Genomic DNA, 24,187 nt, shown 5'->3' with positions numbered 1-24,187 from the left:
CCGGGCAGGCTGCGGGCGGGCCTTGGCGCCCGGCCGCACCCGGCCCTCAGCCGGCGTCCTCCGGGGCGGCCAGGGCGAACTCGCACCACACGCACTTCCCACCGCCCCGGGGCTCCACGCCCCACTCGTCCGCGAGCCGGTCCACCAGCATCAGCCCGCGCCCGGACACCGCCCAGTCGCCCGCTTCGCGCCGCCTCGGCAGGGCGCTGCTGCTGTCCTCCACCTCGATCCGGATCCGGCCCTGCGCCGTGAGCCGCATGCTGACGTGGCCGCCGCCGTCCGTGTGGACCAGGGCGTTGGTCATCAGCTCGTCCGCCGCCAGTTCGATCTCGTCGGCCCGGTGCCGCGCGCCCCAGGCGGCCACCGCCGCCCGGATCAGGTGCCGGGCCAGCGCCGGGGCCTTCGTGTCGCCCGGTTCCAGCCGCTGCTCCAGCGGACCGCCACCGCGCGCCGTGGGGGTGCCGCGGCGGCGCAGCACCAGCATGGCCATGTCGTCCCCGCCGCCCGAGTCGCCCACCAGGTCGCACAGCACGTCGGCGAGTTCCTCCACGTCGATCGGGCCGCTGTGGACCGCCGCCATGAGCTCCCGCATGCCGCTCTCCTGGTCGGCGGCGCCGGGACGGTCGATCAGGCCGTCGGTGCACAGCAGCAGGGTGTCCCCGGGGTGCAGTTCGAGGCTGGTGACGGGGTAGCCGGAGCCGGTGCCGGTCTGCTCGCGGGGCGGCAGGCCGAGCGGCAGCCCGCCCGCCACCTGGATCCGGTGGACGCTGCCGTCCCCGCGCCGTACGACCGGGTCGAGGTGCCCGGCGCGGACCATCCGGAGCATTCCCGTGGTGAGGTCCAGCTCGGCGTAGGTGCAGGTGGCGAACCGTTCCGTCTCCAGATCGCGCAGGAAGGCCGAGGCCCGTGCCATGGCCGTACCGGGCGTGTGCCCCTCGACGATGTACGCGCGCATCACGATGCGCAACTGGCCCATGACGGCGGCCGCGTCCGTGTCGTGCCCCTCGACGTCGCCGATCATCACCCCGACCCGGCCCTCGCCGAGCGGGATCACGTCGTACCAGTCGCCGCCGATGTCCCGCCCCATCCGCGCGGACCGGTACCGTACGGCGATCCGCGCGCCCGGCACGTCCGGGATCCGGCGGGGCAGCATGGCCCGCTGGAGCCCCTCGGCCAGGTCGTGCTCCTGCTCGAAGAGGATGGCCCGCTGCAGGCTCTGCGCGACCCCGCTGCCGAGCGCCATCAGCAGGTTCCGCTCCTCGGCGGTGAATGCGCCGTCCCGGGTGTAGAGCAGCCCGAGCGTCCCGATCGGCCGCCCCTGGGCGATCAGCGGCAGATAGACCCCGCTGCGGACGGACAGCGGCTCGATGTACGGCCACAGGTCCGGATAGCGCTGCTGGAACTCCTCCCGGGAGACGAGGTAGACCGACTGCATGGTGCGTACGGCCTCGCTCATCGGAAGCTGCGCGTCGATCCGCGTGTACTCGATCTCGGGCACGTACGAGCCGAGCTGTCCCTCCGCGACCAGGTGGATGCGGCCGCCGTCGACGACGCCCAGCATCACGCTGACCGCACCGAGGTGCCCGAGGGCCTGCGGGTCCTTGAGGATGTCGGTCACGTCGTTGACGGTGCGGGCGTGGGCGAGGATGGCGGTGGTCCGCTCGACGACGCCGGTCATCCTGCGCCGCCCCTCGATCTCCTCCCCGGCGGCGCCCGGCTCGTCGGGGTCGTGGGCGGCGTCGCGGAGGATGCCGATGACGCGGTACGAGCGGCCGGACGGGTCCCGCAGGATGTGCCCCTGGATATGGGTCCAGGACGGCGATCCGTCGCGCCGGCGGCTGCGGACGTAGGCCCCGTAGTGACTCCGCCCGTCCTTGATCGCCTGGGCGACCCGGGTGTCGAGCCGGGCCTCCTCACCGGGTGCGAAGCGGCTCCGGAGCCCGTCGGGGGTCCCGTCGTATTCGTCCGGGCGCAGGTCGAGCACCTCGAGGGCGGTGGGATCGAGATACATCCGCCCGCTGTCGAGGTCCCAGTCGAATGTGCCCATGCGGTTGAGCGCGAGGCTCGTGTCCGGCCGCGCGGGCCAGCCGACATCGGGGTTCTCTGCCCTACGGGCCATGCAGCCAGGGTCTCACTCCCGCCCGCCGGTGTCCCTGCGGGAGCGCCCGCCACTGCTCCGGCCGTGGTCAGGCCACGGACGGCGGGGCGGGGCATCTGCTGCCCGGATTCCCGTGTTCGATCACGCGGACACGTCAGGGGACCCGGCCCGCCGGCCCGGCGTCCTGGTCCGGCGGGCTCGCGTCGTGCACCAACAGGGCGATCTGGACGCGGTTGTTGAGGTCGAGCCGGGTCAGGATCCGGGACACGTGGGTCTTCACCGTGGGCAGTGCCAGGTGCAGTTCGCGCGCGATCTCGGCGTTGGACAGACCACGCCCCACGGCGAGGGCCACCTCGTACTCGCGTTCGGCCAGCGACGCCAGCCGGGTGCGGGCGGCGGTCGTCCGGGCGCCCTGGCCCGCGTCGCCCGCCACCTGGTCGATCAGCCTGCGGGTGACGGCCGGGGACAGCACCGGGTCCCCGGCGGCCACCGTCCGGATGGCCGTCACGATCTCCTGCGGCGGGGTGTCCTTGAGGAGGAATCCGGCCGCCCCGGCCCGCAGCGCCCGCAGGACGTGCGCGTCGGTGTGGAAGGTGGTCAGGACCAGCACGTCCGGCGCGCCGGGCCGCGCCCGCAGGCGCTCGGTCGCGGCCAGGCCGTCCACGCCGGGCATCCGGATGTCCATCAGCACGACGTCGGGGCCATGCGCGGCGACCATGCCGGGCACCTCCGCCCCGTCCGCGGCCTCGGCGACCAGCTCGATGTCCGGGGCGCCGCCCAGCATCAGGCGCAGCCCGGCCCGGACGATCGCGTCGTCGTCGACCAGCAGTACACGGATCACCCGAGTCCCTCCCCCTCGTCCCCCGGTCGGACCTGCCAGGGTAGCCAGGCCCGCACCCGGAACCCGCCGCCGACGGGCAGGGCCGTCAGTTCCCCGCCGGCCAGCCGGGCGCGTTCGGCCAGCCCGATGAGCCCCTGGCCCCCGCCGACGGCCGCCGCGGGCAACGGGCCGTGCGCGGGGTCCGGTCCGGGGGGCCGGGTGTTACGGACCTCCACGGTCAGGCCGTCGCCCGGGCTCCCGGTCACCCGTACGTCGACGGACGCGCCGGGCGCGTGCTTGCGTACGTTGGTCAGCGCCTCCTGCACGATCCGGTACGCCGTACGTCCGGCCAGGGGCGGAGCCGCGGCCCCGTCGGGCGGCCCGGCCAGCTCGATCCGGCCGCCCGCGGCCCTCGCCTCCGCCACCAGCCGGGGCAGGTCGGCCAGTTCCGGCTGCGGGCGCTCGCCGCCCTCCCCGGGCCCGGTCCCCTGCCCCGCCCGGAGTACGCCGATCACCTCGCGCAGGTCGTGCAGTGCCAGGTGGGCGCTCTCGCGCAGCACGCCGGCGGCGCGCTCGATCTCGGCCCGCGGGGCGCCCGGATTGAACTCCAGGGCGCCCGCGTGCACGCTGAGCAGCGACAGCCGGTGGCCGAGTACGTCGTGCATCTCGCGGGCGATCTCCTCCCTGGCCTCCATCCGGGCCCGCTCGGCCCGCGACTGCGCGTCCGCCTCGGCCAGCTCGGCGCGCTCGCGCAGCGAGGCGATGAGCTGCTGCCGGGACCGCCGGAACAGGCCCCAGCCGATGGCTCCCGCGATCAGGGCGAAGTAGGTCACGGCCGAACCGGCCCGGTCCTCGGGCATGTCCGGCAGCCGCCACAGGAAGAGGGGCAGTGGTCCGAAGACCAGCGCCGCCACCCATGCGGTGGCCTTCCACGGCCGGGTCGCGGCCACCGTGAACACCGCGACCATCGCCGGCCCGGTCAGGTAGTGCGCCACGCTGCCCGCCAGGAGCAGCACCACGGCCAGTTCGACCGGCAGGCGCCGCCGCAGCAGGACCGCCGCGCACCCCAGCCCGCCGGCCACCTGGTCGGCGGCGCGCCAGCCCGCGCCGAGACCCTCCGCGACCGGGATGGACCGGGAACTGACGGCGGCGAAACAGGCGGCGAAGAGGAACAGGGCCAGGTCGGCGGCCCAGTCCCGGCGGGTGCGGTGGATGCGGCGCATGTCGGGGAAATCTACGGGGACAGGCGCGGGAGCGGGCGTCCTCGCCCCGGACCGGATACTTAAGTACGAGCGCGGGCAGCCCTTGGGCCGATGTCCCGGCCGTCCTCCGGCTCCTAACGTCGGGGCATGACCTCACCTTCCCCCAAGTCCCCGCTGGCCGCCGTCACGGGTGTGCTCTGCTTCGTCCTCGTCGTCGGCGGCGCGAGCGGCCTGCTGCACGAGTGGCTCGGCTGGATCCGGTTCGTGGGCTTCGTCCGCTTCCTCGCCCTCGACGGCTACGAGGTCTACAGCTACATCGTCATGATCGCCCTGGGCCTCGCGGTGGGGGCGGCGGGTGAGTCGCTGACCCGCCGGGACCGCGCCTGATCCTCGGTCCGCCGCTGCGGGCGCCCCGCACGACCGTGCTTCCTCCCCGGCACGGGGAGGAAGCACGGTCGTGGACGGGGGCGGTCAGTTCTGCTGGGCCGGGCCCTCGGGCTCGGGCTGAGGAGCCTCCTGCTGCTGCTCCTGCTCCTGCTGCTGCTGATCCTGCTGCTGCTCCTGCGGCGGGGCTTCCGTCTGCTGCGGGGCGACCGAGGGCGGCCGGGCCGCCGACGGCGGGGCCGACGTCCGCGGAGCCACCGACGGCGCGGCCGTCGGGACCTGGGGCGCGGCCGAGGTCTGCGGGCGCGGCGCCGGGGACCCCGGGGTCACCGGAGCTGTGGGTGACTGCTGAACCGTGGGAGCCGCGGAAGTCGCGGGCGTTGCCTTCGGGGTCGGTGACTCGACGGCCGGCTTCGACGGCGTCGGCGAGGGCGGCTCCGAGGGTGACCCGGGCGGGGTCTTCTTCCCCGACTCGGACGGGGATGCGGAGGGGGACTTCTCCGGTGACTCGGAAGGCGACTCCGACGGGGACTTCTTCGGCGACTCGGAGGGAGACGTCGACGGCGACTTCGAGGGCGATTCCGAGGTCGACTTCGACGGGGTCGGCTTCGGCGACGTGACGGACGGGCTCGGGGAGGTCCCGGACGGCTTCGGGGACGTACCGGAGGGCGTCGGCTTCGGCGAGGTCCCGGACGGGGTCGGCTTCGGCGAGGTCCCGGACGGGGTCGGGTGGGTCCCGGACGGGGTCGGGTGCGTCACCGACGGGGGCGGCGTGAGCGGCGGCGTCGGGATCGGCGGCGCCGGGATCGGCCGGTCGGGCCTCGGCTTGCCGCCCTGGTGACCGCCCTTGGGGCGCTCGTACCACTGGTTGTCACGGTGGTCGTAGATCACGATCTTGTTGATGACGGTCGGCGCCGGGGCGATGGCCACCACCTTGGCCGGCTGGTAGGACGGCCACGTCTGCCCGAAGCGCTTCGGGGCGGCCTTGAGGGCCACCGGCGGACCCAGCGGGTTCCCGCACGCGCACCGCACGCGCGGCACGCCCCGGTCGTCCACCAGCACGGCCGTCCCGGCCTGGAGCACGGCCTGGTAGGGGACGAGCTTGCCGTCCCGGTAGCTGTGGTTCGTCACCCGGGTGTCCATCCGCAGCTGTACCGAGGTGAGCGAGCGGAGGTAGCCGGGCACCCCGGCCGGCTGGAGGCCGAGCGCCGAGGCGAACGCCGCGTTCTTCGCGGGGTCCGCATTCAGCGATCCGATCAGCTTCTCGACGTCACAGCTGGCGACGTTCCTGGTGCCGCCGTACACGCCCGGCGCGGAGCCGCTGACGCTCCGGGTACCCACCGGCCCGGTCGGACTCGCGCTCGGGCTGACCGTGCCCTGGGGAGAGGGCGGCGGGCTGTCCGGCGGGGGCGGCGCGTCCTTCACGACCGTGGACTCCGTGAAGGGGTCGGGGCCGGAGGCGGCCACCGGCTGGAGGAACACCTCTCCGCCGGCGTTGTCGGACGTCCCGCTGGGACGGGTCAGGACCACGGCCAGGGCCACGACCGCCGCCACCGCGACCAGCGCGGTGGCGAGCCGTGGCACCGAGCGCCACCAGGGACCCTTGTCCGGTCCCCGTCCCGGAACTCCCGGACCTCCCGGCCCGCCCGGCCCGCCCGGTGGCGCCGACGGCGGCGGCGGTGGGGGAGGCCCCTGCTGCCCGCCCGAGAGCGGGCCGGAGGGCGGCCCGGTGGGGCGTTCTGAAGACGGCGGTCGGCCGGACGGTTGTGTGGTCACGGGCTCTTCTTCCCAGGAGGAGTGAGGTCCCCGGGGACCATTGTGTGCGCCGTCCGGGTGGTGCCCGCAAGCCGAGGGTGTCACGGTGGCAGGGTGAGTCGGACGCCGAGATCGTCATCGTCGGGGGGCTCCGCGAGGGCATGGCGGGACGCCCTCGTCGCCGTCGTCGCGGGCTTCGTGGTGATGGCCGTGGTCGCCGCCGCCGGGCTGATGTGCGCGGGCGCGGGCGACCTTCCGGGCGGCGCGTTCCCGCACGTGGTCGCCGCCGTCGTGGTGATGGCGGCGGGCGGTTCGCTGGAGGTGTCGGGCGGCGCCGGTTCACTGGCGGGTGCGGACGTGAGCCTCTCGGTGGTCCCGCTCTCGGTGAGCCTGGCCGGCGCCCTCGTGACCGGGTACCTCTTCCTGCGCCCCCTGCACAACCGGGCCGTGGCCCGGCCCCTCGAACTCATCGGCCGCGCGGTGCCGTTGGTCGTGCTGTGGCTCCTCGCCCTGACCGGTGCCGCCTTCCTGGCCCGCGAGACGTTCGGCATCTCCACCGGCGACTCCCCCATCGGGACCATCACCGAACTCCTCGACGCCGCGCCCACGGTGGGCTTCGAGGCGGACCTGCCCGCCACCCTCCTGTACGGACTGCTGTGGATCCTCGGCCTGTTGCTGATCGCCCTGCTGGTCTCGCGCCGCGCCCCGCTGCCGGCCGGGCTGGTCCGCTTCCACACGGCGCTGCGCCCGGCCGCCTTCGCCACGATGCTGCTGCTCCTCGCCTACGTCGTCGCAGGCGTCGCGGTGGGCGTGGTCGTGGCCGCCACCCAGGGCCATGCCGACCGGACCCTGGCCGTGATCCTGCTCGGGCTGCCGAACCTGGTCTGGCTCGCGCTCACCCTGGGCTTCGGCGGCGCCTGGGAAGGAAACGTCGAGGGACCGTTCGGGCTGCCGATGCCTCAGCTGCTGGACCAGGTCCTGCGCGGCTCCGACCCGTCCCGGATCGACGTGGCCACGCTCGCGGAGCAGGACTCCCGGGCGTGGTGGCTGGTGGCGGTGGCCGCTGTCCTGCTGCTCGGCACGGGCGTACTGGCGGCCGTACGCTCCCCCGCCCACGTCCGCCCCTGGCAGCACGCGCTCCATCTGGGCGTGGCCCTGGCCCTCGCGACCCTGGCGGTCTGCCTGCTGGGCCGGATCCAGGCGCAGTTCGGCCTCTCCCTGCTGGGCATCGGCGAGGTGGACGGCCTCAGCGGCCAGGTCCAGCTGCGGCCCGTCCTGTGGCGCAACGTCGGTCTCGGGCTCCTGTGGGGCGCGGTGGCGGGTTTCGCGGGCGGCCTGCTGGCCCGTCCGCTGCACCGCGGCGGCCGGGTCGACGAACCGGCCACCGCGACCCGGGCGACACCCGAGTAGGCCGGAAGCGGCTCAGGCCGTCCCTCCGGACGCCGGCGGGACGAACACCGGCAGCGCCCACGCCGGAACGGGCGGAGGGGCGGGCAGGTCGGGCCGCGCGGCCCGCGCCGCCCCGCCTTCGGCCCCCGCGGCCCGCCCGGTCGTCGGCGGTCGCTCACCCGTCCCCGCGCGCCGCAGGGCCCCGGTGAACTCCAGACAGCTGCCCCACCGGTCGTCCGGCGACTTGGCCAGCGCCTTCGCCAGTACCGCGTCCACCTCCTCCGGCAGCCCGGGCCGCCGCGAGCTCAGCGGGGGCGGGGCGTCGTACTGGTGGGCCCACAGCAGGGCGATGTCGTCGTCGCGCTGGAAGGGCGGTTCCCCGGCGAGGGTCTCGTAGACGACGCACCCCAGGCTGTAGACGTCGCACCGGCCGTCCACCGGCTTGCCGGAGATCTGTTCCGGCGCCACGTAGGTCACGGTCCCGACGAACTGGCCGTCGGTCGTGAACCCGGTCAGCGACAGCGTTTTCTTCGTCAGCCCGAAGTCCGTGAGGTAGGCGTGTTCGGGGTGGTCGCGGTCGGTGCCCGCGGCGATCAGGATGTTGCCCGGTTTGACGTCCCGGTGGACCAGGTCGTGGGCGTGCGCCGCGTCCAGCGCGGAGGCCACCTGGCCTGCGATCCGTGCGGCCGTCTCCACCGGCAGCGGGCCCGTCCGGTCCAGCATCACCCGCAGATCCGGCCCTTCGACGAGGCGCATGGCGATGTAGAGCAGTCCGTCCGCCTCCCCCGCCTCGAACACGGGCACGATGTGCGGATGCTCGATGGTCGCGGCCACCTTCGACTCGTGGGCGAACCGCTGCCTGAAGGTGTCGTTCCGGGCCAGTTCGGGAGCCAGCAGCTTCAGTGCCACCCGCCGGTCGAGCCGCAGGTCCCGCGCCTCGTAGACGACGGCCATGCCGCCGCGCCCGATCTCGCTCTCCACCAGGTACCCGGCGATCTGCCGGCCCCGCAGGTCGGTGGGGGACCCGCCTGCGGGCTCCGCCCGTTCCGCGTCCACCGTCAGTCGCCTCCGGGATCGCGGGTCTCCACGATCCGCGTCGGGTCATGGGCCGCCGCCCCGTCGGGCCGCTCCCCGGGCCCTTCGCGCGGGACCGCGACCGCGTCGGTCGGTGTCCGTTCCCTCCGTACGGCGGCCACGCCGCCCGGATCCGCGTCCGTGGGCGGCGGCTCGGGCGCGGGTTCGGGTGCGCGTTCGGGTGGGGCCGGGCCGCCCGGGCCGGCGACGACCGCGTAGGTCGTCATACGGTCGCCGTCGTCGTACAGCCAGCGGCCCGACCTCTCGTCGTAGAGCCACACCGACTCACCGTCGATGACCACCCCGGCGCGCAGCCCGCGTACGGAGCGGCGGAAGGCGTCGGTGTCGATCCGTCCCGAGGCGAGCTCGTCCACGGCCCGCCGGTAGCGTTCCAGGGCCTCGGAGCCGCGGGTGAGCAGGGGGCGCGGGTCCTCGGACCGGACCGGGTTCCCTCCCCCGGTGGTCGGCGGCGGGCGCGGTACGGCGACCAGCAGCCGCCCGTCCACCCAGGCGGACCAGCCGTTGGCGCACAGGACCTCCCCCCACTCGCCGCGCCGGGACAGCAGCTGCACGGGCAGGAACGGGTCCAGGGGCACGGTCGGCCGGGTGACGTCGGGCCCCTCCCAGGCGGGCAGTCCCTCCTGCGGCACGACATGGGTGGGCCGGAAGTCGTCCACCTCGCCTCCGGGGTATCCCCGCGGGCTGCTCATGGGGCCTACTTCCGCATCACGGTCGGCTCGTGGCGGCGCAGCAGCCGGGCGACCAGCACGCCGAACAGGACGGACAGGACGACGAGCATGCCCATTTCGAGGAGCCACAGGTGGGCCTCGTGGTCGAACAGCGGGTCCTGGGTGATCTTGCCGGGCACGATGGCGCCGAGGTCGATGGTGCCGGCCATCGCCCCCATGGCCCACCGGGCCGGTACGAACCAGGCCAGCTGTTCGATGACGGCGACGCCGGTGAGTTTGAGCAGGGATCCGCAGAAGACCACCTGGACGATCGTGAGGAGGACCAGCAGCGGCATGGTGACCTCCTCCTTGGTCACCAGGGCGGAGATCAGCAGGCCGAGGAGCATCGCGGTGACGGACAGCAGCGCGACGGCGAGGGTGATCTCCATCAGTGGTGGCATGAAGAGGCCCCGGCCGCCGGGGGCGTTGATCTCGACTCCGGCGAGGCCGACGAGGGTGAGGACCACGGCCTGGGCGACGGTGATCGCGCCGAGGACCACCACCTTGGACATCAGGTAGGCCGACCGGGACAGGCCCACGGAGCGCTCACGCTGGTAGATGACGCGCTCCTTGACGAGTTCGCGCACCGCGTTGGCGGCGCCGATCAGTACTCCTCCCACGCACAGGATGAACAGGGCGTTCAGCGCCGTTTCGGCCGTGAGGGAGTTACCGGCCAGCGCGCGGGTCATGGCGCCCATGACGAACGGCAGCGCGACCATGATGACCAGGAAGGTGCGGTCGGACCTGAGCACGGCGGCGTACCGGCGGATCAGGGTCGAGAGCTGGGAGCCCCAGCTCTGGGCCTTGGGCGGCGGCTGCGGCGGGACCCCGGCGGCCCACTCGTCCTGCGCGGTGAGCGGGGACCGGCCGGCGTCGACGTTGCGGTGGTACAGCGGTGAGGCCCGGTACTCCCCGGCCCAGTCGCGGTCGCGCTCGTTCTCGAAGGCCTCGAAGGCCTCGGGCCACTGCGGGAAGCCGAAGAATGCGAGGGCCTCCCCGGGGGCGCCGTAGTACGCGATGCGCCCGCCGGGTGCCAGGACCAGGAGGCGGTCGCAGCCTTCGAGGTTGAGCACGCTGTGGGTGACGACGATGACCGTGCGGCCGTCGTCCGCCAGGTGGCGCAGCATGTTCATCACCGAGCGGTCCATGCCGGGGTCGAGGCCGGAGGTCGGCTCGTCCAGGAAGAGCAGGGAGGGCTTGGTGAGCAGCTCCAGGGCGACGGAGACGCGTTTGCGCTGGCCGCCGGAGAGGCTGTGGATGGGCTGGTCGGCGCGTTGTTCGAGGCCGAGTTCGCCGATGACCTCGTCGACGCGGGCCTGGCGTTCGGCCTTGGCGGTGTCCTGCGGGAAGCGCAGTTCGGCGGCGTAGGTGAGGGCGCGCCGGACGGTGAGCTGGGAGTGCAGGATGTCGTCCTGCGGGACGAGGCCGATGCGGCTGCGCAGTTCCGCGTAGTCGCGGTAGAGGTCGCGCCCGTCGTACAGGACGGTGCCCTGGTCGGCTGGGCGCAGGCCGGTGAGGGCGCCGAGCAGCGTGGATTTGCCGGCTCCGCTGGGGCCCACCACGGCGAGCAGGCATTTGGCGCCGACCGGGAAGGAGACCTGGTCGAGGAGGGTCTTGCGGCCCTTGTCGACGGCGACGGTGAGGCCCTGGACGTCGAGGGAGACTTCGCCGGTGTCCACGTACTCCTGGAGCTGGTCGCCGACGAGGCAGAAGACCGAGTGGCCGATGCCGACGATGTCGCCCTCGGTGACGGGGGTCGCCCGGGTCACGGCTGCGCCGTTGAGGTAGGTGCCGTTGTGGCTGCCGAGGTCGACGATCTCGTAGCTTCCGTCGGCGAGGGCGTGCAGCTCGGCGTGCCGGCGGGACACCGTGAGGTCGTCCACGACGAGGTCGCTGTCGGCGGCGCGGCCGATGCGGACGGCGGTGCGGACGGGCAGCGGACGAACGGTCGTCGGCTGCCGGAAGGTGCCGGTCATGGCCGGGTTCGCGACCTGCGAGGGGCGGCCGGTGCCGGGTACGGGGGGCGGTGGGGGCGGCGCGGGACCGAGGACGGCGGCGCGCGGCCCGTCGTCGGCACTGCCGAAGCGCAGTTCGGTGCCGACGCCGACGCTCCACTCGTGGATGCGGTGGCCGTCGGCGAAGGTGCCGTTGGTGCTGCCCTCGTCCTCCAGCGTCCAGTGGTCCCCGTCGGGGCGCAGGATCGCGTGGTGCCAGGAGACGCGGGCGTCGTCGAGACAGATCTCGCAGAGGGGGTCCCGACCGACGTGGTAGATCCGGTCGGGATCCATCTCGGTGGCGCCCCAGTCGGTCACCAGGACGAGCTGGGGCGCGGTCGGCACACCGGGGCGCTGGACCATGACCAGATTTTCCCACGATCCCGAAGGTCCGGCACCGGTCAGGCATCACCGCAGGTCAGAGCCCTCTTATGGGTAATGACAACGGTCCCCGTTGCAGCCTTTGCCGATCCCGCCGGGGTGCGCTTCACTTCACGCGACGGAACCGAACACACGGGTGCCGCGATTCGACGGGGGACGCCATGAGTGGGCACGACCACGCGCACGACGGCCACGGGAACGGGAACGGGAACGGATCCGCGGGCCACGGCCACGGACCCGGAGGCCACGGCCACGGACCCGGAGGGCACAGCCACGGAGTGTCGGCCGACGCCGACCGGCGCTGGCTGGCGATCGCGCTCGCCCTGATCGGCGGCTTCATGGCCGTCGAGGTGGTCGTCGGCGTCATGGCCAACTCCCTGGCCCTGATCTCCGACGCGGCCCACATGCTGACCGACGCCGTCTCGATCGTCCTGGCGCTGATCGCCATGCGGCTGGCCGCGCGGCCCGCCCGCGGCGGCTTCACGTACGGCCTCAAGCGGGCGGAGATACTCTCCGCCCAGGCGAACGGGCTGACGCTGATCCTGCTGGCGGTCTGGCTGGCGTACGAGGCGGTGCGGCGGCTGATGGACCCGCCGCCGGTGGAGGGCGGCCTGGTCGTCGTGACGGCGCTCGCGGGCATCGTCGTCAATGTGGCCGCGGCCTGGTGCATCTCCCGGGCGAACCGCGCCGCGCTCGTCGTCGAGGGCGCCTACCAGCACATCCTGAACGACCTCTTCGCCTTCATCGGGACCGCGATCGCCGGCCTGATCGTGCTGACCACCGGATTCCGGCAGGCGGACGCGATCGCCACGCTGGTCGTGGTCGTGCTGATGGTCAAGGCGGGCTACGGGCTGGTGCGCGAGTCCGGCCGGATCCTGCTGGAGGCCGCCCCGGCCCATGTGGACCCGGACGCGGTGGGCGACCGGCTCGTGGGGCACCCGCCCGTCACCGAGGTGCACGACCTGCACATCTGGACGATCACCTCGGGTCAGGCGGCGCTCTCCGCGCACGTGCTGGTGGAGCCGGCGGGCGACTGCCACGCCGTACGCCGGGACCTGGAGCGACTGCTCGACAAGGAGTACGGGATCACGCACACCACCCTCCAGGTGGACCACGCGCAGGACTCCCTGCTCACGGTCGGCCGCGCGGGCGGTGGCCCGCCCGACGCGCACTGCGCGGACGCGCACGGGCCGGTCCACCGGCAGGGCCCGCACGACCACTGACCGCAGGACGTGACCGCATGCCCTGCGCGGCGGATCACTGGCGCGGGTGCGTTCGGGGCATGGATGGAGTCATGACGCACAAACGCAGTGCCGGACTGCTCCTGTTCCGGCGGACCGGACCGGAGCCGGAGCCCGGTGTCGAGGTACTCCTCGGACATATGGGCGGCCCGCTCTGGGCGGGCCGGGAGACCGGGGGATGGGCCATCCCCAAGGGTGAATACGGACCGGACGAGACCCCGCGGGACGCGGCCCGCCGGGAGTTCACCGAGGAGATCGGGCTGCCCCCGCCGGAGGGCGCGTACCTGCCGCTCGGCGAGGTGCGGCTGACCAGCGGAAAGCTGGTGACCATCTGGGCGGTGGAGGCGGACCTCGACCCCGCGCTGATGGTGCCGGGGACCTTCACCATGGAGTGGCCGCCGCATTCCGGGACCGTACAGGAGTTCCCGGAGCTGGACCGGGTGGCCTGGTTTGCTCCACCGCTGGCGGAAAGCCTGCTCATTCCCGGTCAACTTCCCTTCCTGGAGAGGCTGTTGGCACTTCTGAAGGTTTGACCCACACTTGCACTTGCCAACACCCTTACCTGCATGGACATTGCACACATGACGAACGTCGTGCTGGTGGGAACCTTGGACACCAAGGGTGTGGAGTACGGCTGGCTGCGCGAGAGGCTGCTGCGCGCCGGCGTCGAAGTGGTACTGGTCGACACAGGAATCATGGGCGAACCCCGGGTGCCCGCCGACGTACCGCGTGACGCGGTGGCCCGGGCGGCGGGAACGGAACTGTCGGAACTGCGCACGGCCGCCGACCGGGGTGCGGCCGTGTCGACGATGGCGAGGGGCGCGGAGGCGACCCTCTTACGCCTGCACGCCGAGGGCGCGCTGCACGGGGTGCTCGCCATCGGCGGGAGCGGCGGTACCTCCATCGCCACCCGGGCCATGCGCGCCCTGCCGCTGGGCGTACCCAAACTGATGGTCTCGTCCATGGCGTCCGGCGATGTCCGCCCCTATGTGGGCTCCTCGGACATCACCATGATGTACAGCGTGGTGGACATCGCGGGGATCAACAGCATCTCCGCGCCGGTCCTGGAGAACGCCGTGGCGGCGATCACCGGGATGGCCCGGGCCTACTCCCGCACCTCCCCGGAGAGCCGCCCGCCCCGGCTGGGCTCGGGCGGCCGCCCGCTGATCGCGGCGAGCATGGCGGGCGTGACCACGGCGGGGGTGGACGCGGCGCGCGAGCGGCTGACGGAACTGGGCTACGAGGTACTGGTCTTCCACGTCAGCGGCACCGGCGGCCGCACCCTGGAGACCCTGGCCGGGCAGGGGGTTTTCGCGGGCGTCCTCGACCTCACCCTCAGCGAGCTCGCCGACGACCTGTGCGGGGGCATCCTCACCGCGGGCCCCGACCGGCTCAGCGCGGCCGGGCGGGCGGGAATCCCGCAGGTCGTGAGCCTGGGGGCGCTGGACATGGTGAAGTTCGGGCCGCTGGAGAACCTGCCCCGGCAGGTCCTCGACCGGGGCGTCCACGTCCACAATCCGTCCATCACGGTGACCCGTACGACCGCGGCCGAGTGCACGGAACTCGGCCGCCGGGTCGCCGCCAAACTGCGCGCGGCGAACGGCCCCACGGCGGTCTGCGTCCCGCTCCGTGGACTGTCCACGCTCGGCGCGCCGGGTGGCCCGTACCATGACGCCCGCGCGGACCGGGCGCTGTTCTCGGCGCTGCGCGAGGGCCTGCGGGGCAGCACCACCAGGCTCTACGACTACGACACGCACATCAACGATCCGGCCTTCGGGCGGGCGGCCGCCGAGCGGCTGCACGCCATGATCGGCGCGGTGTCGGCCGCGGCCTGAGCCGTCCGCCGTGGTTGGGAACCGGCCACGGCGGAAACCACGTCCCATGGGGCGTCCGGTCCGGGGAGGGTCGGTGGACTCCGGTCGGGACCGGTCGTCCGAGGCATGCGGCGCCACACGGCAGGCAGGGGGCAGGAACGATGAACGACACGCAGGCGGCCTGGTCGGTCCCCGGTTACACCGAGGTCCGTGAGCTCGGTTCGGGCGGCAGCGGCCGCGTGGTGCTCGCCGTCCACGACGGCACGGGCACCCCGGTCGCGGTGAAGTACCTCAGCGACCGGCTGCGCCGGGATCCGGCGTTCGTCGGGGAGTTCCGGGCCGAGGCCCGCCTCCTGGGCGGGCTGGAGACCCCGTACGTGGTCAGGCTGTACGAGTACGTGGAGGCGTCCGGCGGCGCGGCCATCGTCATGGAGCTGGTGGACGGCATCTCCCTGCGCGCCCTGCTGAAGCGGTCCGGGCGGGCCGATGCCGAGGCCGCTCTGGTGGTCCTCAAGGGCTCCCTCCTCGGGCTCGCGGCCGCGCACCGGGCGGGCGTCGTCCACCGGGACTACAAGCCGGAGAACGTGCTGGTCGCGCCGGACGGCTCGTCGAAGCTGGTGGACTTCGGGATCGCGGCGAACCGGGGCAGCACGCCCGGTGTGGCCGGCACCCCCGCCTACATGGCTCCCGAGCAGTGGCAGGGCCGGCCGGCCTCGCCCGCGGCCGACGTGTACGCGGCGACGGCGACCTTCTTCGAGTGCCTCACCGGCCGCAAGCCGTACGACGGGGAGAACTTCGCCGAGCTCGCGGTCCAGCACATCGAGGCGCCCGTACCGGAGACGGAGGCGCCCGAGCCCGTGCGTCCGCTGATCCGGCGCGGGCTCGCGAAGGCGCCCGAACAGCGGCCGGAGAACGCCGAGGCGTTCGTGGCCGAGCTGGAGGGTGTGGCGCTGGCGGCGTACGGGCCCGAGTGGGAGGAGCGCGGGCAGCGCAAGCTGGCGGCGCTGGCCGCCCTGCTGCCCCTGCTGTTCCCGTCCGCGGGTGGCCCCGCGGCGGGTACCACGGCGGTCGCCACGACCAAGGTGCCCAGCGGTTCCGGCTGGGCACCGGGGCGCCGCGGCTGGCTCGCGGCGGGCGTGGCGCTGGTGCTGGGGACGGTACTCGTCCTGACGACGGACGCGATCGGGGCGGCCCCGGGCGCGGCTTCGGCGGTGAGCGCCTTCGCCACGACGAGCGCGGCCCCGCCCGGGTCGGCCCCGCCGAGCGCGGGCCCGAGCCCGACGGACTCCGCCTCCCCTTCCCCGTCCCCCAGCCCTTCGGCGTCCCCGAGCCCCTCGCCGTCCGCGTCCACGTCCACGTCCCCGTCGGCCTCTCCGTCGTGGTCGGCGAGCCCCACCCCGAAGCCGACGGTGAGCTGGCCGCCCACCCCGACACCCACGCCCACGCCGACACCGACGCTGAAGGTCACGGACGTCGCCGTGTCGCTGAAGCCCGGCGTCTACCGGGGCGACGCGACGATTTCGGTCACCTCCCAGGGCACCGGCTCGATCACCGTGACGGTGGAGTGGTTCCTGGACGGCACGCAAGGCGCCTACTCCGTCCGCGACGGCGAGGCGGAGTCGTTCGTGGTCCCGGCCGGCTCGACGGCCACCCAGGTCAGGTCGCACAACTTCGCGCGCAACCGCGGCTGCTACGGCGGGGTCCGGGTCACCACCAAGCCCACCGCCGGGAACAGGTCCGCGTCGGCATCGCAGTACCTGCCACGCTGCCAGGAGGTTCCCCGATGAGCGGTTCCGGCGCCCCCGAGGGCGACGACTACAGCGCCACCGTCCTCGGCAGCCACTGGTTCAGCGGTCCCCCGGCCGGGGCGGAGGCCGTGACGGCGGTCCAGCCGACGCCCCCGGAGGAGGCCGTGACGGCGATTCAGCCGTCAACCCCGGCCGAGTCCGTGACCGCGGTCCAGCCGGTGGCTCCCGACCGCGTCGAGGGGTCCGTGCTCCGGTTCGGGCCGGGGGTCACCGCGGCCATGCCCGCGCCGTTCCCCCTCGACGCCGTCATGGCCGCCGCACCGAACCGGCGGCGGCGCCTGGCCGGTCTGCGGCGGTACGCGCTCGCCGCGCTCGTCCTGGCCGCGGTCCTCGCGTACCTCGGGTGGCAGCGGCTCGGGCCCGGCATCGAGGTCCGGGACGTGGCCGTCAGTACCGATCCCAAGGGCCCGGCCTGCGACTCGGCGGCCGATGTGGTGGCCGTCGTGGCGACCAACGGACGCCCGGGCGTCCTCACCTACCGGTGGGTGCGCAGCGACGGCACCCGGTCCGAGCAGCTGACCGAGCGGGTGCCGCGCGGACAGCGGGAGGCCCGGCTGCACCTGCTGTGGACCTTCCGGGGCACGGGCAGCTTCCCGGCCAAGGCGGAACTGCAGCTGGTGTCGCCCGGGCAGCGCACGGCCGCGGTGGACTTCACGTACCGCTGCGTCCCTTAGGGCTTTCCGGGCGGGCGGATGACGGCGAGTCCGCCGTCGAGGCCGACCCGGGTGCGCGGCGGCGCGCGAGTGGCCGCGGGCTGTTCCGCCCCCCGCCGCAACCGGGGGACGGAGGTCAGGGGCTCCGACCGGGGTCAGAACCGGGCGTGCGCGGTGATGTCCGCCTCGAACTCGCCCGTCATCGCCGGGGTCACCGTCGGCCGGCACTGCCGGGCCGCCGCCAGGTAGTCCTCCGTGGTCGCGCCGAGCTGTGCGGCCGCCGCGCCCCGCGCGCCCACCGCCTCCAGGTCCCGCTCGAAGGAGACCTGCGCCGCGATCCGCGCCGCGTGCTCGATGTCGGCCGGTGTGAACAGCTCGGTGGCCGCCACCAGGGCCTTCACGTCGACCGAGCGGCCCGCCGTGTAGCGGGACCAGATCGCGGCGCGCGCCCCGGCGTCCGGGGTCCCGATCGGGATGAGGTAGTCGAAGCGGCCGGGCCGCAGGAAGGCCGGGTCGAGGGAGCGGATGGAGTTGGTGGCGCACACCAGCAGCCGCTCGTCGCCCTCGCGGAAGCCCGGTATCAGCTTCAGCAGCTCGTTCGTCACCCCGTGGATCCCGCCGGGCTGCGCGGGCTCGGTGCGCACCGGTGCGATCTCCTCGACCTCGTCGATGAAGACGAGTACGCGCTCCAGCTCGGCGATCCGGGCGAAGGCGTCGCGCAGCGCGGCCGCCAGGTTGCCCTCGTCGGCGAGGCGCGAGGGCAGCAGTTCCACGAAGGGCCAGCCGAGCCGGGAGGCGATGGCCCGGGCGAAGGTGGTCTTGCCGGTGCCGGGCGGGCCGAAGAGGGTGATGGCCCGCGGCGGCCGCACCCCGTGCGAGGCGGCCCGTTCGGGCTCGGCGAGGGGCAGCACCACGCGCCGCTCAATGAGGTCCTTCTCCTTCTCCATGCCGGCGACCCCGGCCCACAGGTCGTTGGGGAGGAAGCGGCCGCCGAGGTCGTCGAGGAGGCCCGCGGCCGGTCCGTGCAGCGGCTCGGTCTTCTCGAAGTAGGCGACGGCGGGCTGCCGGGTGTACCCGGCGTTGAGCAGGCCCTCGCCGAGCATGTCCTCCTCGGGCAGGACGTAGGCGATGCGGCCGACGCGTGCGGCGATGAGCCGACGTTCCAGTTCGACGAGCAGGGCGCTGGCCAGGCCGCGGCCGCGCCAGCCGGCGGCGATCGCGATGCGCATGACCCAGGCCCGTTCGCCGGTGACGCAGGCGAGCGCCGCGCCGATGGGGACGCCCTGGTGGACGGCGACCACACAGGGCTGGCGGTCGGTCAGCGCGCTGATGCACTCGGCGAGTGAGAAGACGGACTCCTGGCCGAGTTCGGCCGTGGTGTCGATCAGGTGGACCACCGCTGCGAGATCGCTCTCGCGGTAGTCGTGGATGAGCCAGTTCACCGGGTACCGCCCCTCGTTCGTGCTCCTTGCGGCGAGGCTAGGGGCGGGCGGCCCCGGCGCTCTCGCTCCGCGGTGCACAACACCCGGTCCGGAAACCGTCCGTGGCGTCCATAGACTGGTGCTTTCCGCCGACATCCCGCACCGAGGACCCGCGTCCCTTCATGCCTTCCGACATACCTGCGACATCCGAATCCCGTGGCCGGCGCGTTCTGGTGTGGCTGATCCCGCTGCTGTGGACCCTGGGGTTCGGTCTGTGGGGGCTCTCCCGGCAGGACAGCGTGTGGCGGGACGAGGCGGCGACCTGGCAGGTGGCCGGGCGGTCGGCGGGCGAGATATGGGCGATGCTCGCGAACGTGGATGCCGTGCACGGGCTCTACTACCTGCTGATGCACGGCGTCTTCGAGGTCTTCGGGGCGAGCACGACGACCCTGCGGCTGCCGTCGGTGCTGGCCGTCTCGGCCGCGGCGGCGTGCGTGGCGCTGCTCGGACGGCGCCTGGCGGGGTTCTGGGCGGGGCTCGGCGGCGGACTGTTCCTCGGGCTGCTGCCGGCGGTCCAGTTCTACCTCCAGGAGGGCCGCCCGTACGCGCTGGTCGCGGCGGGGGCCGCGTTCTCCACGCTGTTGCTGGTGTCGCTCCTGCAGCGCGGGCCCGGGCGGCGGGCCTGGCCGCGCTGGGCGGCGTACGGGATCACCGTGCTGGTGTGCGCCCTGCTGAACTGGCTGTCCCTGCTGCTCCTGCCCGCCCACGCGGTGACCCTGGGGTGGATACGGGCCGGGCGGGCGGTGTGGCTGCGCTTCGCGGCGTACGGTTCGCTCGCGGTGGCGGGGGCGCTGCCGCTGATCCTGTTCAGCCGCGGCCAGTCCGACCAGGTGTCCTGGATACCGCCGCTGAGCTGGCACATGCTGATCGGGCCGGGGATCCTCCTGGCGATCGGCGGCCTGGGTGCGTGGACGGACCGGCGGGACGGCAGGGCGCTGTCGGCGGCCGCGGTCGGCCTGCCGCTGCTGGCGGTGCCGCAGCTCGGGCTGATCGGGCTGTCGCTGGTGCAGCCGCTGTTCCAGGACCGGTACGTGCTGTTCAGCATGGTGGGGCTGGCGCTGCTGATCGGCGCCGCCCAGGCGGCCGCCGTACGGGCCTGCGCGCCCCGCCTGCCGAGGGTGGCGGGCCTGCTGGTGCCCGGCGTGGTCGGGGTGTCGGTGCTGGCCCTGCTGCCGGTGGAGCTGGACAAGCGGGACCCGGCCAGCCGGGTCGACGACGTGCTCGCGGTGGCCGGCGAGGTGGCCGGGCTGAAGCGGGAGGGGGACGCGGTGCTCTTCGTCCCCGCCGCGCGGCGGGACACGGCGCTGGTCTCGCCCAGCGCCTTCGGGGGCCTGGCCGACGTGGCGCTGGCCGCGTCCCCGGCCGCCTCGGCCACGTTGAAGGGCGAGGAGGCGGACCCCGCGCGCATCCGTGAGGCGCTGCTCGCGCAGCGGCGGATACTGCTGGTGACGGACGCGGAGAAGGTGGCGAGGCCGCCGTCGGCGGAGCGGGACAAGGCCAAGGCGGCGGTCCTGCGGGAGCACTTCGCGGTGGTGGCGGACCGGCAGGTGCGCGGGCGCCGGGTCATGGTCTACGAGCGTCGCGGATAGCCGCCGATCGGCTGCCGAGATCCGACAAAAGGGGGCCTGTCCGGGCATGCCCCGGCCTTCACAGCACCTTCACGAAATTCACAGGGGATTCATACGGAACACCATCCTCCGGACATAGGTTCGGCGGGCAGGGTGGAAAAATGATCCACTCCACGCTCCCCCGAACGGCCCGGCGCACCCGTGCGTGGCGGGCGTCCCGGATCCCGCTCGCGCTCTGTGCGATGGTCGCGCTGCTCGGCGTGGGCCGGCCCGACGCCGGAGCACCGCTCGGTGTGACCGCGCAGGCCCCGCCCGGCGCCACCCCCGACCGGGTGGGCGCGCTCTTCGCGGGCGGACCGGAGGGCGGGCACTTCTGCACCGCCGCCGTGGTGCACAGCGACGAGGGTGATGTGATCGCCACCGCCGCGCACTGCCTGGAGAACCCCTCCACCACGGTGTTCGCGCCGGGCTACCGCGACGGCAAGGCCCCGTACGGCTTCTGGAAGCTCACCGGCGCGTACCTCGCTCCGGGCTGGACGGACGGCCAGGACCCCGACGACGACATGGCCTTCGCGACGGTGGCTCCGGTGGACGGCGGGCGGGCCGGGGCCGTGGAGGACCTCGTGGGCGGTTTCGCGGTCGCCGCCGAGCAACCGGACGACGCCACGGTGACGGTCATCGGCTACCCGCGGACCCTGGAGACCCCGGTGCGGTGCGCGAACACCACCGACCTGCTCTCCCCCACCCAGCGCCGGATCGGCTGCCCGGACCTCACCGGTGGCACCAGCGGCAGCCCCTGGCTGGTGAACGGAGCGCTGGCCGGGGTGCTCGGCGGCTACGAGGGCGGTGGGAGCGTCCCGGAGATCTCGTACAGCGCGGTACTGGGCGCGGGCGCGCTGGAGCTGTACCGGCAGGCGCGCTCCTGAGACCCGGTTCAGGGAAGGACGGCGGGGGCCTCGAACCAGGTCGGCTCGTCGCGCAGGGCCCGGTGGATCCGGTCCAGGCCGAAGGGGTCCAGCGGCGGCAGCGCGTCCATCTCGAACCAGGCCACTTCGAGGGACTCATGGTCGTTGGCCCGTGCCTCGCCGCCCGTCGCACGGCAGCGGAAGGTGATGTCCTGGAACTGGCACACGTCACCGTTGGGGTAGGTCACCGGCTCCGTCATCTGGACGAGGACCACGCGCTCGACGACGCAGCGCACCGCCGTCTCCTCGTACACCTCGCGCACGGCCGTCTCGGCGGGCTGCTCCCCCGGCTCGGCGATTCCGCCGACCACCGCCCACTGCCCGGTGTCGGAGCGCCGGCCGAGCAGCACCCGGCCGAGGTCGTCGAAGACGATGGCCGTCACTCCGGGCAGCAGGAGCAGCTGGTGCCCGGCGGTGGCGCGGATCCGGCGGATGAAATCGGGTGTGGTCATGCCCCGACCCTACGAGGCCGCCGGCCCGTATCCCGATCCGGCCTCAGGCGGCGCGGCGCGCACGGATCCGGCGGTTCAGGATCCACCCGAGGCCGCCCGCGGCCAGCAGGAGCAGGGCGTACTCCGGGAGCGGGCCGACGACCGTGGCCGGGGTGCGGCCGGAGCGCAGCGGGATCTCGGCGACCAGCGCGTCCGCGGTGAACATCTTCGTCTGCGCGACGATCTTCCCGTCGGGGCGGATGACGGCGCTGACCCCGCTGGTGACGGGGACGAGGACGGTCCGGCTGTGCTCGACGGCGCGGATCCGGTCCATGGCGAGCTGCTGGTAGGTCATCTGGGTCCGGCCGAAGGTGGCGTTGTTGCTCGGTACGGCGATCACCTGGGCCCCGGCCTGGACGGTGGAGCGGACGGCGTCGTCGAAGGCGGCCTCGAAACAGGTGACCATGCCGACGCCGCTGCCGGCCATGTCGAAGACGCCGGGGTCCTTGCCCGGACCGAAGTCGCGGCGCACCCGGTCCACGTCGGAGCTGAAGAGGCGGACGACGGAGCGCATCGGGATGCGCTCGCCGAAGGGCTGGATCTTGCGCTTGTCGTAGGTCACGGTGGGGCCCTTGACCGGGTCCCACAGGATCATCGTGTTGCGCAGCGGGCCCGTCTCCGGGGCCACCACGGCGCCGATGGCGACGGGCACGCCGATGGCCTTGACGGCTTGGTCGATGACGTCGTGGGCGTCGGGCTCGGCGTACGGGTCGAGGTCGGAGGAGTTCTCCGGCCAGACGACGAAGTCGGGCTTCGGGGCACGCCCGGCCTTGACGTCCTCGGCGAGCTGGACCGTGCGCTTGACGTGGTTGTCGAGGACGGCCCGGCGCTGGGAGTTGAAGTCGAGACCGAGGCGGGGGACGTTGCCCTGGATGACGGCGACGACGGCGGTGCCGTCCTCGGCCGCGTCGGAGACCAGCGGGCGGGCGGCCAGGCCCACGCCGATCGGGGCGGCGACGGCGAGCGCGGTCAGCGCCGCGGTGGTGCGGCCGGGGTGGGAGCGGGCGATGCGCAGGGCCTCGTAGAGGCCGAATCCGCAGAGGGCGACGCCGAAGGAGAGCAGCGGCGTGCCGCCGAGGGCGGCGAGCGGGGTGAAGACGCCGTCGGCCTGCCCGAAGGCGAGCTTGCCCCAGGGGAAGCCGCCGAAGGGGGCCCGGGCCCGCAGGGCCTCGCCCGCGACCCAGACGGCGGCGGCGAACAGCGGCCAGGCCCGGAGCCGGCTGACCAGGGCGACACCGAGGCCGGTGAGGCCGATGAAGAGGGCTTCGAGGGTGCTCAGCGCCAGCCAGGGCACCGGGCCGACCTCCTCACCGGTCCAGACCAGGAGCGGCAGCAGGTAGCCGAGTCCGGCCAGGAGCCCGAGGCCGAAGCCGGCCCGGGCGCGGCGGCCGTGGAGGCAGCCGGCGAGCAGGGCGAGGGCGATGGGGGCCAGCCACCACAGCGGGCGGGGCGGGAAGCTGAGGTAGAGCAGCACGCCGGAGAGGGTCGCGAGCACGGCACGCAGCAGCCACAGCCCCCTCCGGTTCGCGGCGGACCGGGTGGCCGCGGGGGACGCGGCCGCCTCGGCCGGGGGCCCGTCGGCGGACTGCGAGGGCTCGTTCCCGGTCGCGCGGGTGACACTGCTGCTCATCTGGCGGAGTGTACGTCCCCACGCCTCGCGGACCGGTAAGCGCCCGGCCGCGCTCCGCGGGACACCCCTCTACCGGGCCAGGGTGCGCAGGTGGGTGCGGATGACCCGGACGGCGTTCTCGGCGTCGTCGACGGTGACCGTGAACCGCTTGCCGTCGTCGAGGAGGAGGGCCACGCCCTCGCCGCGCCGGACGATGATCGCGGTGCCCTTCTCGGGACGCCAGCGGTGGCCCCAGCCTCCCCATTGCTGCGGGGTGATGCTGGGGACGAACTCGGCGGAGGTGACCTCCGTGAGCCGGATCCTGCGGCGGGGCACCCCTATGTGGCCGCAGCGCACTTCCAGGGCCTCGGCGTCGACGGTGACGGCGACGTGCACGAAGGCCAGGGTGCCGTAGAGGATGAGCAGCCCGACGGCGAGGCAGCCGATCACGGACATGAGCAGCGGGACGATGCCGGCGGTCCAGGCGTAGTCGACGGCGAGTTCGACTCCGAGTGCCAGACAGGCCGCGCCGACGGCGGCGAGCAGCCACTGCACACGGTTGGAGGCGCGGCCCGCCCAGAGCGGACCCGGAGGGTGACCCGTCATGAGTAGCAGCGTACTCACGTTCCGCTTGCCCGCCACCGTCCCCCGCCCGGCCGGTGCAGCGCGGCACCCGCACCGCGAACCGCGACACCACACCTGTGGTACCACGGCTGTGGTTAAGGTGGCCTC

The 24,187-nt window shown here is 74.0% G+C and carries 20 protein-coding genes; 9 read left to right on the top strand and 11 right to left on the bottom strand.

Annotation, left to right across the window (positions count from 1 at the left end; all coding sequences use genetic code 11):
• Positions 1 to 46: 46 nt before the first annotated feature.
• The 3 genes from Sspor_RS36375 to Sspor_RS36365 all read right to left on the bottom strand — a co-directional run bounded on the left by Sspor_RS36375 (position 47) and on the right by Sspor_RS36365 (position 4,141).
• Complete coding sequence (locus tag Sspor_RS36375; RefSeq protein ID WP_202202907.1) at positions 47 to 2,119, bottom strand: SpoIIE family protein phosphatase; 2,073 nt, start codon at positions 2,117 to 2,119, stop codon at positions 47 to 49.
• Positions 2,120 to 2,252: 133 nt separating this feature from the next.
• Positions 2,253 to 2,939, bottom strand: a complete 687-nt coding sequence (locus Sspor_RS36370; RefSeq protein ID WP_202202906.1) for a response regulator transcription factor — start codon at positions 2,937 to 2,939, stop codon at positions 2,253 to 2,255.
• A complete protein-coding gene (locus Sspor_RS36365) occupies positions 2,936 to 4,141 on the bottom strand; it encodes a sensor histidine kinase (protein WP_202202905.1) in 1,206 nt (401 codons plus the stop codon). Before Sspor_RS36365 ends, Sspor_RS36370 begins: the two co-directional genes overlap by 4 nt.
• Before the next feature lie 126 nt (positions 4,142 to 4,267).
• Here Sspor_RS36365 and Sspor_RS36360 point away from each other — a divergent pair, with 126 nt between their 5' ends.
• Positions 4,268 to 4,507, top strand: a complete 240-nt coding sequence (locus Sspor_RS36360) for a hypothetical protein (protein ID WP_202202904.1) — start codon at positions 4,268 to 4,270, stop codon at positions 4,505 to 4,507.
• A gap of 84 nt (positions 4,508 to 4,591) precedes the next feature.
• Here Sspor_RS36360 and Sspor_RS36355 read toward each other — a convergent pair whose 3' ends face one another.
• Positions 4,592 to 6,088, bottom strand: coding sequence for a DUF6777 domain-containing protein (locus Sspor_RS36355; protein WP_202202903.1), 1,497 nt, complete (start codon positions 6,086 to 6,088; stop codon positions 4,592 to 4,594).
• 285 nt (positions 6,089 to 6,373) lie between these two features.
• Here Sspor_RS36355 and Sspor_RS36350 point away from each other — a divergent pair, with 285 nt between their 5' ends.
• Positions 6,374 to 7,669, top strand: a complete 1,296-nt coding sequence (locus Sspor_RS36350) for a streptophobe family protein (RefSeq protein ID WP_202202902.1) — start codon at positions 6,374 to 6,376, stop codon at positions 7,667 to 7,669.
• A gap of 12 nt (positions 7,670 to 7,681) precedes the next feature.
• On the opposite strand, the gene Sspor_RS36345 is transcribed toward Sspor_RS36350, so the two are convergent.
• Genes Sspor_RS36345 through Sspor_RS36335 form a run of 3 tightly spaced genes read right to left on the bottom strand, consistent with a single transcriptional unit; the run spans position 7,682 to position 11,807 of the window.
• The gene (locus Sspor_RS36345; protein WP_237404183.1) at positions 7,682 to 8,704 is read right to left on the bottom strand and encodes a serine/threonine-protein kinase; all 1,023 of its coding nucleotides are present in this window, start codon (positions 8,702 to 8,704) and stop codon (positions 7,682 to 7,684) included.
• Between the two features lie 2 nt (positions 8,705 to 8,706).
• A complete protein-coding gene (locus Sspor_RS36340) occupies positions 8,707 to 9,432 on the bottom strand; it encodes a hypothetical protein (protein ID WP_202202901.1) in 726 nt (241 codons plus the stop codon).
• A gap of 5 nt (positions 9,433 to 9,437) precedes the next feature.
• Entirely contained in the window at positions 9,438 to 11,807 is a 2,370-nt protein-coding gene (locus Sspor_RS36335; RefSeq protein WP_202202900.1) for an ABC transporter ATP-binding protein/permease, read from the bottom strand.
• A gap of 179 nt (positions 11,808 to 11,986) precedes the next feature.
• Between Sspor_RS36335 and Sspor_RS36330 the strand changes: the two genes are divergently transcribed.
• From Sspor_RS36330 to Sspor_RS36310, 5 genes are all read left to right on the top strand, one after another.
• Complete coding sequence (locus Sspor_RS36330) at positions 11,987 to 13,048, top strand: cation diffusion facilitator family transporter (RefSeq protein WP_202202899.1); 1,062 nt, start codon at positions 11,987 to 11,989, stop codon at positions 13,046 to 13,048.
• Positions 13,049 to 13,119: 71 nt separating this feature from the next.
• A complete protein-coding gene (locus Sspor_RS36325) occupies positions 13,120 to 13,599 on the top strand; it encodes an NUDIX hydrolase (protein ID WP_202202898.1) in 480 nt (159 codons plus the stop codon).
• A gap of 48 nt (positions 13,600 to 13,647) precedes the next feature.
• The gene (locus Sspor_RS36320; RefSeq protein WP_202204069.1) at positions 13,648 to 14,901 is read left to right on the top strand and encodes a Tm-1-like ATP-binding domain-containing protein; all 1,254 of its coding nucleotides are present in this window, start codon (positions 13,648 to 13,650) and stop codon (positions 14,899 to 14,901) included.
• 140 nt (positions 14,902 to 15,041) lie between these two features.
• On the top strand, positions 15,042 to 16,667 hold the full coding sequence (locus tag Sspor_RS36315; protein ID WP_202202897.1) for a serine/threonine-protein kinase: 1,626 nt from the start codon (positions 15,042 to 15,044) through the stop codon (positions 16,665 to 16,667).
• Positions 16,664 to 17,362, top strand: a complete 699-nt coding sequence (locus tag Sspor_RS36310) for a hypothetical protein (RefSeq protein WP_202202896.1) — start codon at positions 16,664 to 16,666, stop codon at positions 17,360 to 17,362. Before Sspor_RS36315 ends, Sspor_RS36310 begins: the two co-directional genes overlap by 4 nt.
• 134 nt (positions 17,363 to 17,496) lie before the next feature.
• Here Sspor_RS36310 and Sspor_RS36305 read toward each other — a convergent pair whose 3' ends face one another.
• Complete coding sequence (locus Sspor_RS36305) at positions 17,497 to 18,783, bottom strand: ATP-binding protein (protein ID WP_202202895.1); 1,287 nt, start codon at positions 18,781 to 18,783, stop codon at positions 17,497 to 17,499.
• 161 nt (positions 18,784 to 18,944) lie between these two features.
• On the opposite strand from Sspor_RS36305, the gene Sspor_RS36300 reads away from it, so the two are divergent.
• Together Sspor_RS36300 and Sspor_RS36295 are read left to right on the top strand one after the other, a co-directional pair.
• A complete protein-coding gene (locus Sspor_RS36300; protein WP_202202894.1) occupies positions 18,945 to 20,411 on the top strand; it encodes a glycosyltransferase family 39 protein in 1,467 nt (488 codons plus the stop codon).
• A gap of 140 nt (positions 20,412 to 20,551) precedes the next feature.
• Positions 20,552 to 21,316 carry a trypsin-like serine peptidase gene (locus tag Sspor_RS36295; protein WP_202202893.1) on the top strand — a complete coding sequence of 255 codons (765 nt, stop codon included), beginning with the start codon at positions 20,552 to 20,554 and terminating at the stop codon, positions 21,314 to 21,316.
• A gap of 8 nt (positions 21,317 to 21,324) precedes the next feature.
• Here the strand turns inward: Sspor_RS36295 and Sspor_RS36290 are convergent, their stop codons facing one another.
• From Sspor_RS36290 to Sspor_RS36280, 3 genes are all read right to left on the bottom strand, one after another.
• The gene (locus tag Sspor_RS36290; RefSeq protein ID WP_202202892.1) at positions 21,325 to 21,807 is read right to left on the bottom strand and encodes an NUDIX hydrolase; all 483 of its coding nucleotides are present in this window, start codon (positions 21,805 to 21,807) and stop codon (positions 21,325 to 21,327) included.
• Positions 21,808 to 21,850: 43 nt separating this feature from the next.
• The gene (lnt, locus tag Sspor_RS36285) at positions 21,851 to 23,476 is read right to left on the bottom strand and encodes an apolipoprotein N-acyltransferase (RefSeq protein WP_202202891.1); all 1,626 of its coding nucleotides are present in this window, start codon (positions 23,474 to 23,476) and stop codon (positions 21,851 to 21,853) included.
• 69 nt (positions 23,477 to 23,545) lie between these two features.
• The gene (locus Sspor_RS36280) at positions 23,546 to 24,061 is read right to left on the bottom strand and encodes a hypothetical protein (protein WP_202202890.1); all 516 of its coding nucleotides are present in this window, start codon (positions 24,059 to 24,061) and stop codon (positions 23,546 to 23,548) included.
• Positions 24,062 to 24,187: the final 126 nt, after the last annotated feature.

Source organism: Streptomyces spororaveus (assembly GCF_016755875.1).
GTDB classification, from domain to species: Bacteria; Actinomycetota; Actinomycetes; order Streptomycetales; family Streptomycetaceae; genus Streptomyces; species Streptomyces spororaveus.
Note: the sequence above shows the minus strand (reverse complement) of the source record. Positions and strands in the feature narration are given on the sequence as shown.

Coding starts and splice junctions, on each gene's coding strand:
- Sspor_RS36375 (WP_202202907.1), bottom strand. CDS start 2,119: ATGGCCCGTAGGGCAGAGAACCCCGATGTCGGCTGGCCCGCGCGGCCG.
- Sspor_RS36365 (WP_202202905.1), bottom strand. CDS start 4,141: ATGCGCCGCATCCACCGCACCCGCCGGGACTGGGCCGCCGACCTGGCC.
- Sspor_RS36360 (WP_202202904.1), top strand. CDS start 4,268: ATGACCTCACCTTCCCCCAAGTCCCCGCTGGCCGCCGTCACGGGTGTG.
- Sspor_RS36340 (WP_202202901.1), bottom strand. CDS start 9,432: ATGAGCAGCCCGCGGGGATACCCCGGAGGCGAGGTGGACGACTTCCGG.
- Sspor_RS36335 (WP_202202900.1), bottom strand. CDS start 11,807: ATGGTCCAGCGCCCCGGTGTGCCGACCGCGCCCCAGCTCGTCCTGGTG.
- Sspor_RS36330 (WP_202202899.1), top strand. CDS start 11,987: ATGAGTGGGCACGACCACGCGCACGACGGCCACGGGAACGGGAACGGG.
- Sspor_RS36325 (WP_202202898.1), top strand. CDS start 13,120: ATGACGCACAAACGCAGTGCCGGACTGCTCCTGTTCCGGCGGACCGGA.
- Sspor_RS36320 (WP_202204069.1), top strand. CDS start 13,648: ATGACGAACGTCGTGCTGGTGGGAACCTTGGACACCAAGGGTGTGGAG.
- Sspor_RS36315 (WP_202202897.1), top strand. CDS start 15,042: ATGAACGACACGCAGGCGGCCTGGTCGGTCCCCGGTTACACCGAGGTC.
- Sspor_RS36310 (WP_202202896.1), top strand. CDS start 16,664: ATGAGCGGTTCCGGCGCCCCCGAGGGCGACGACTACAGCGCCACCGTC.
- Sspor_RS36300 (WP_202202894.1), top strand. CDS start 18,945: ATGCCTTCCGACATACCTGCGACATCCGAATCCCGTGGCCGGCGCGTT.
- Sspor_RS36295 (WP_202202893.1), top strand. CDS start 20,552: ATGATCCACTCCACGCTCCCCCGAACGGCCCGGCGCACCCGTGCGTGG.
- Sspor_RS36290 (WP_202202892.1), bottom strand. CDS start 21,807: ATGACCACACCCGATTTCATCCGCCGGATCCGCGCCACCGCCGGGCAC.
- lnt (WP_202202891.1), bottom strand. CDS start 23,476: ATGAGCAGCAGTGTCACCCGCGCGACCGGGAACGAGCCCTCGCAGTCC.
- Sspor_RS36280 (WP_202202890.1), bottom strand. CDS start 24,061: ATGACGGGTCACCCTCCGGGTCCGCTCTGGGCGGGCCGCGCCTCCAAC.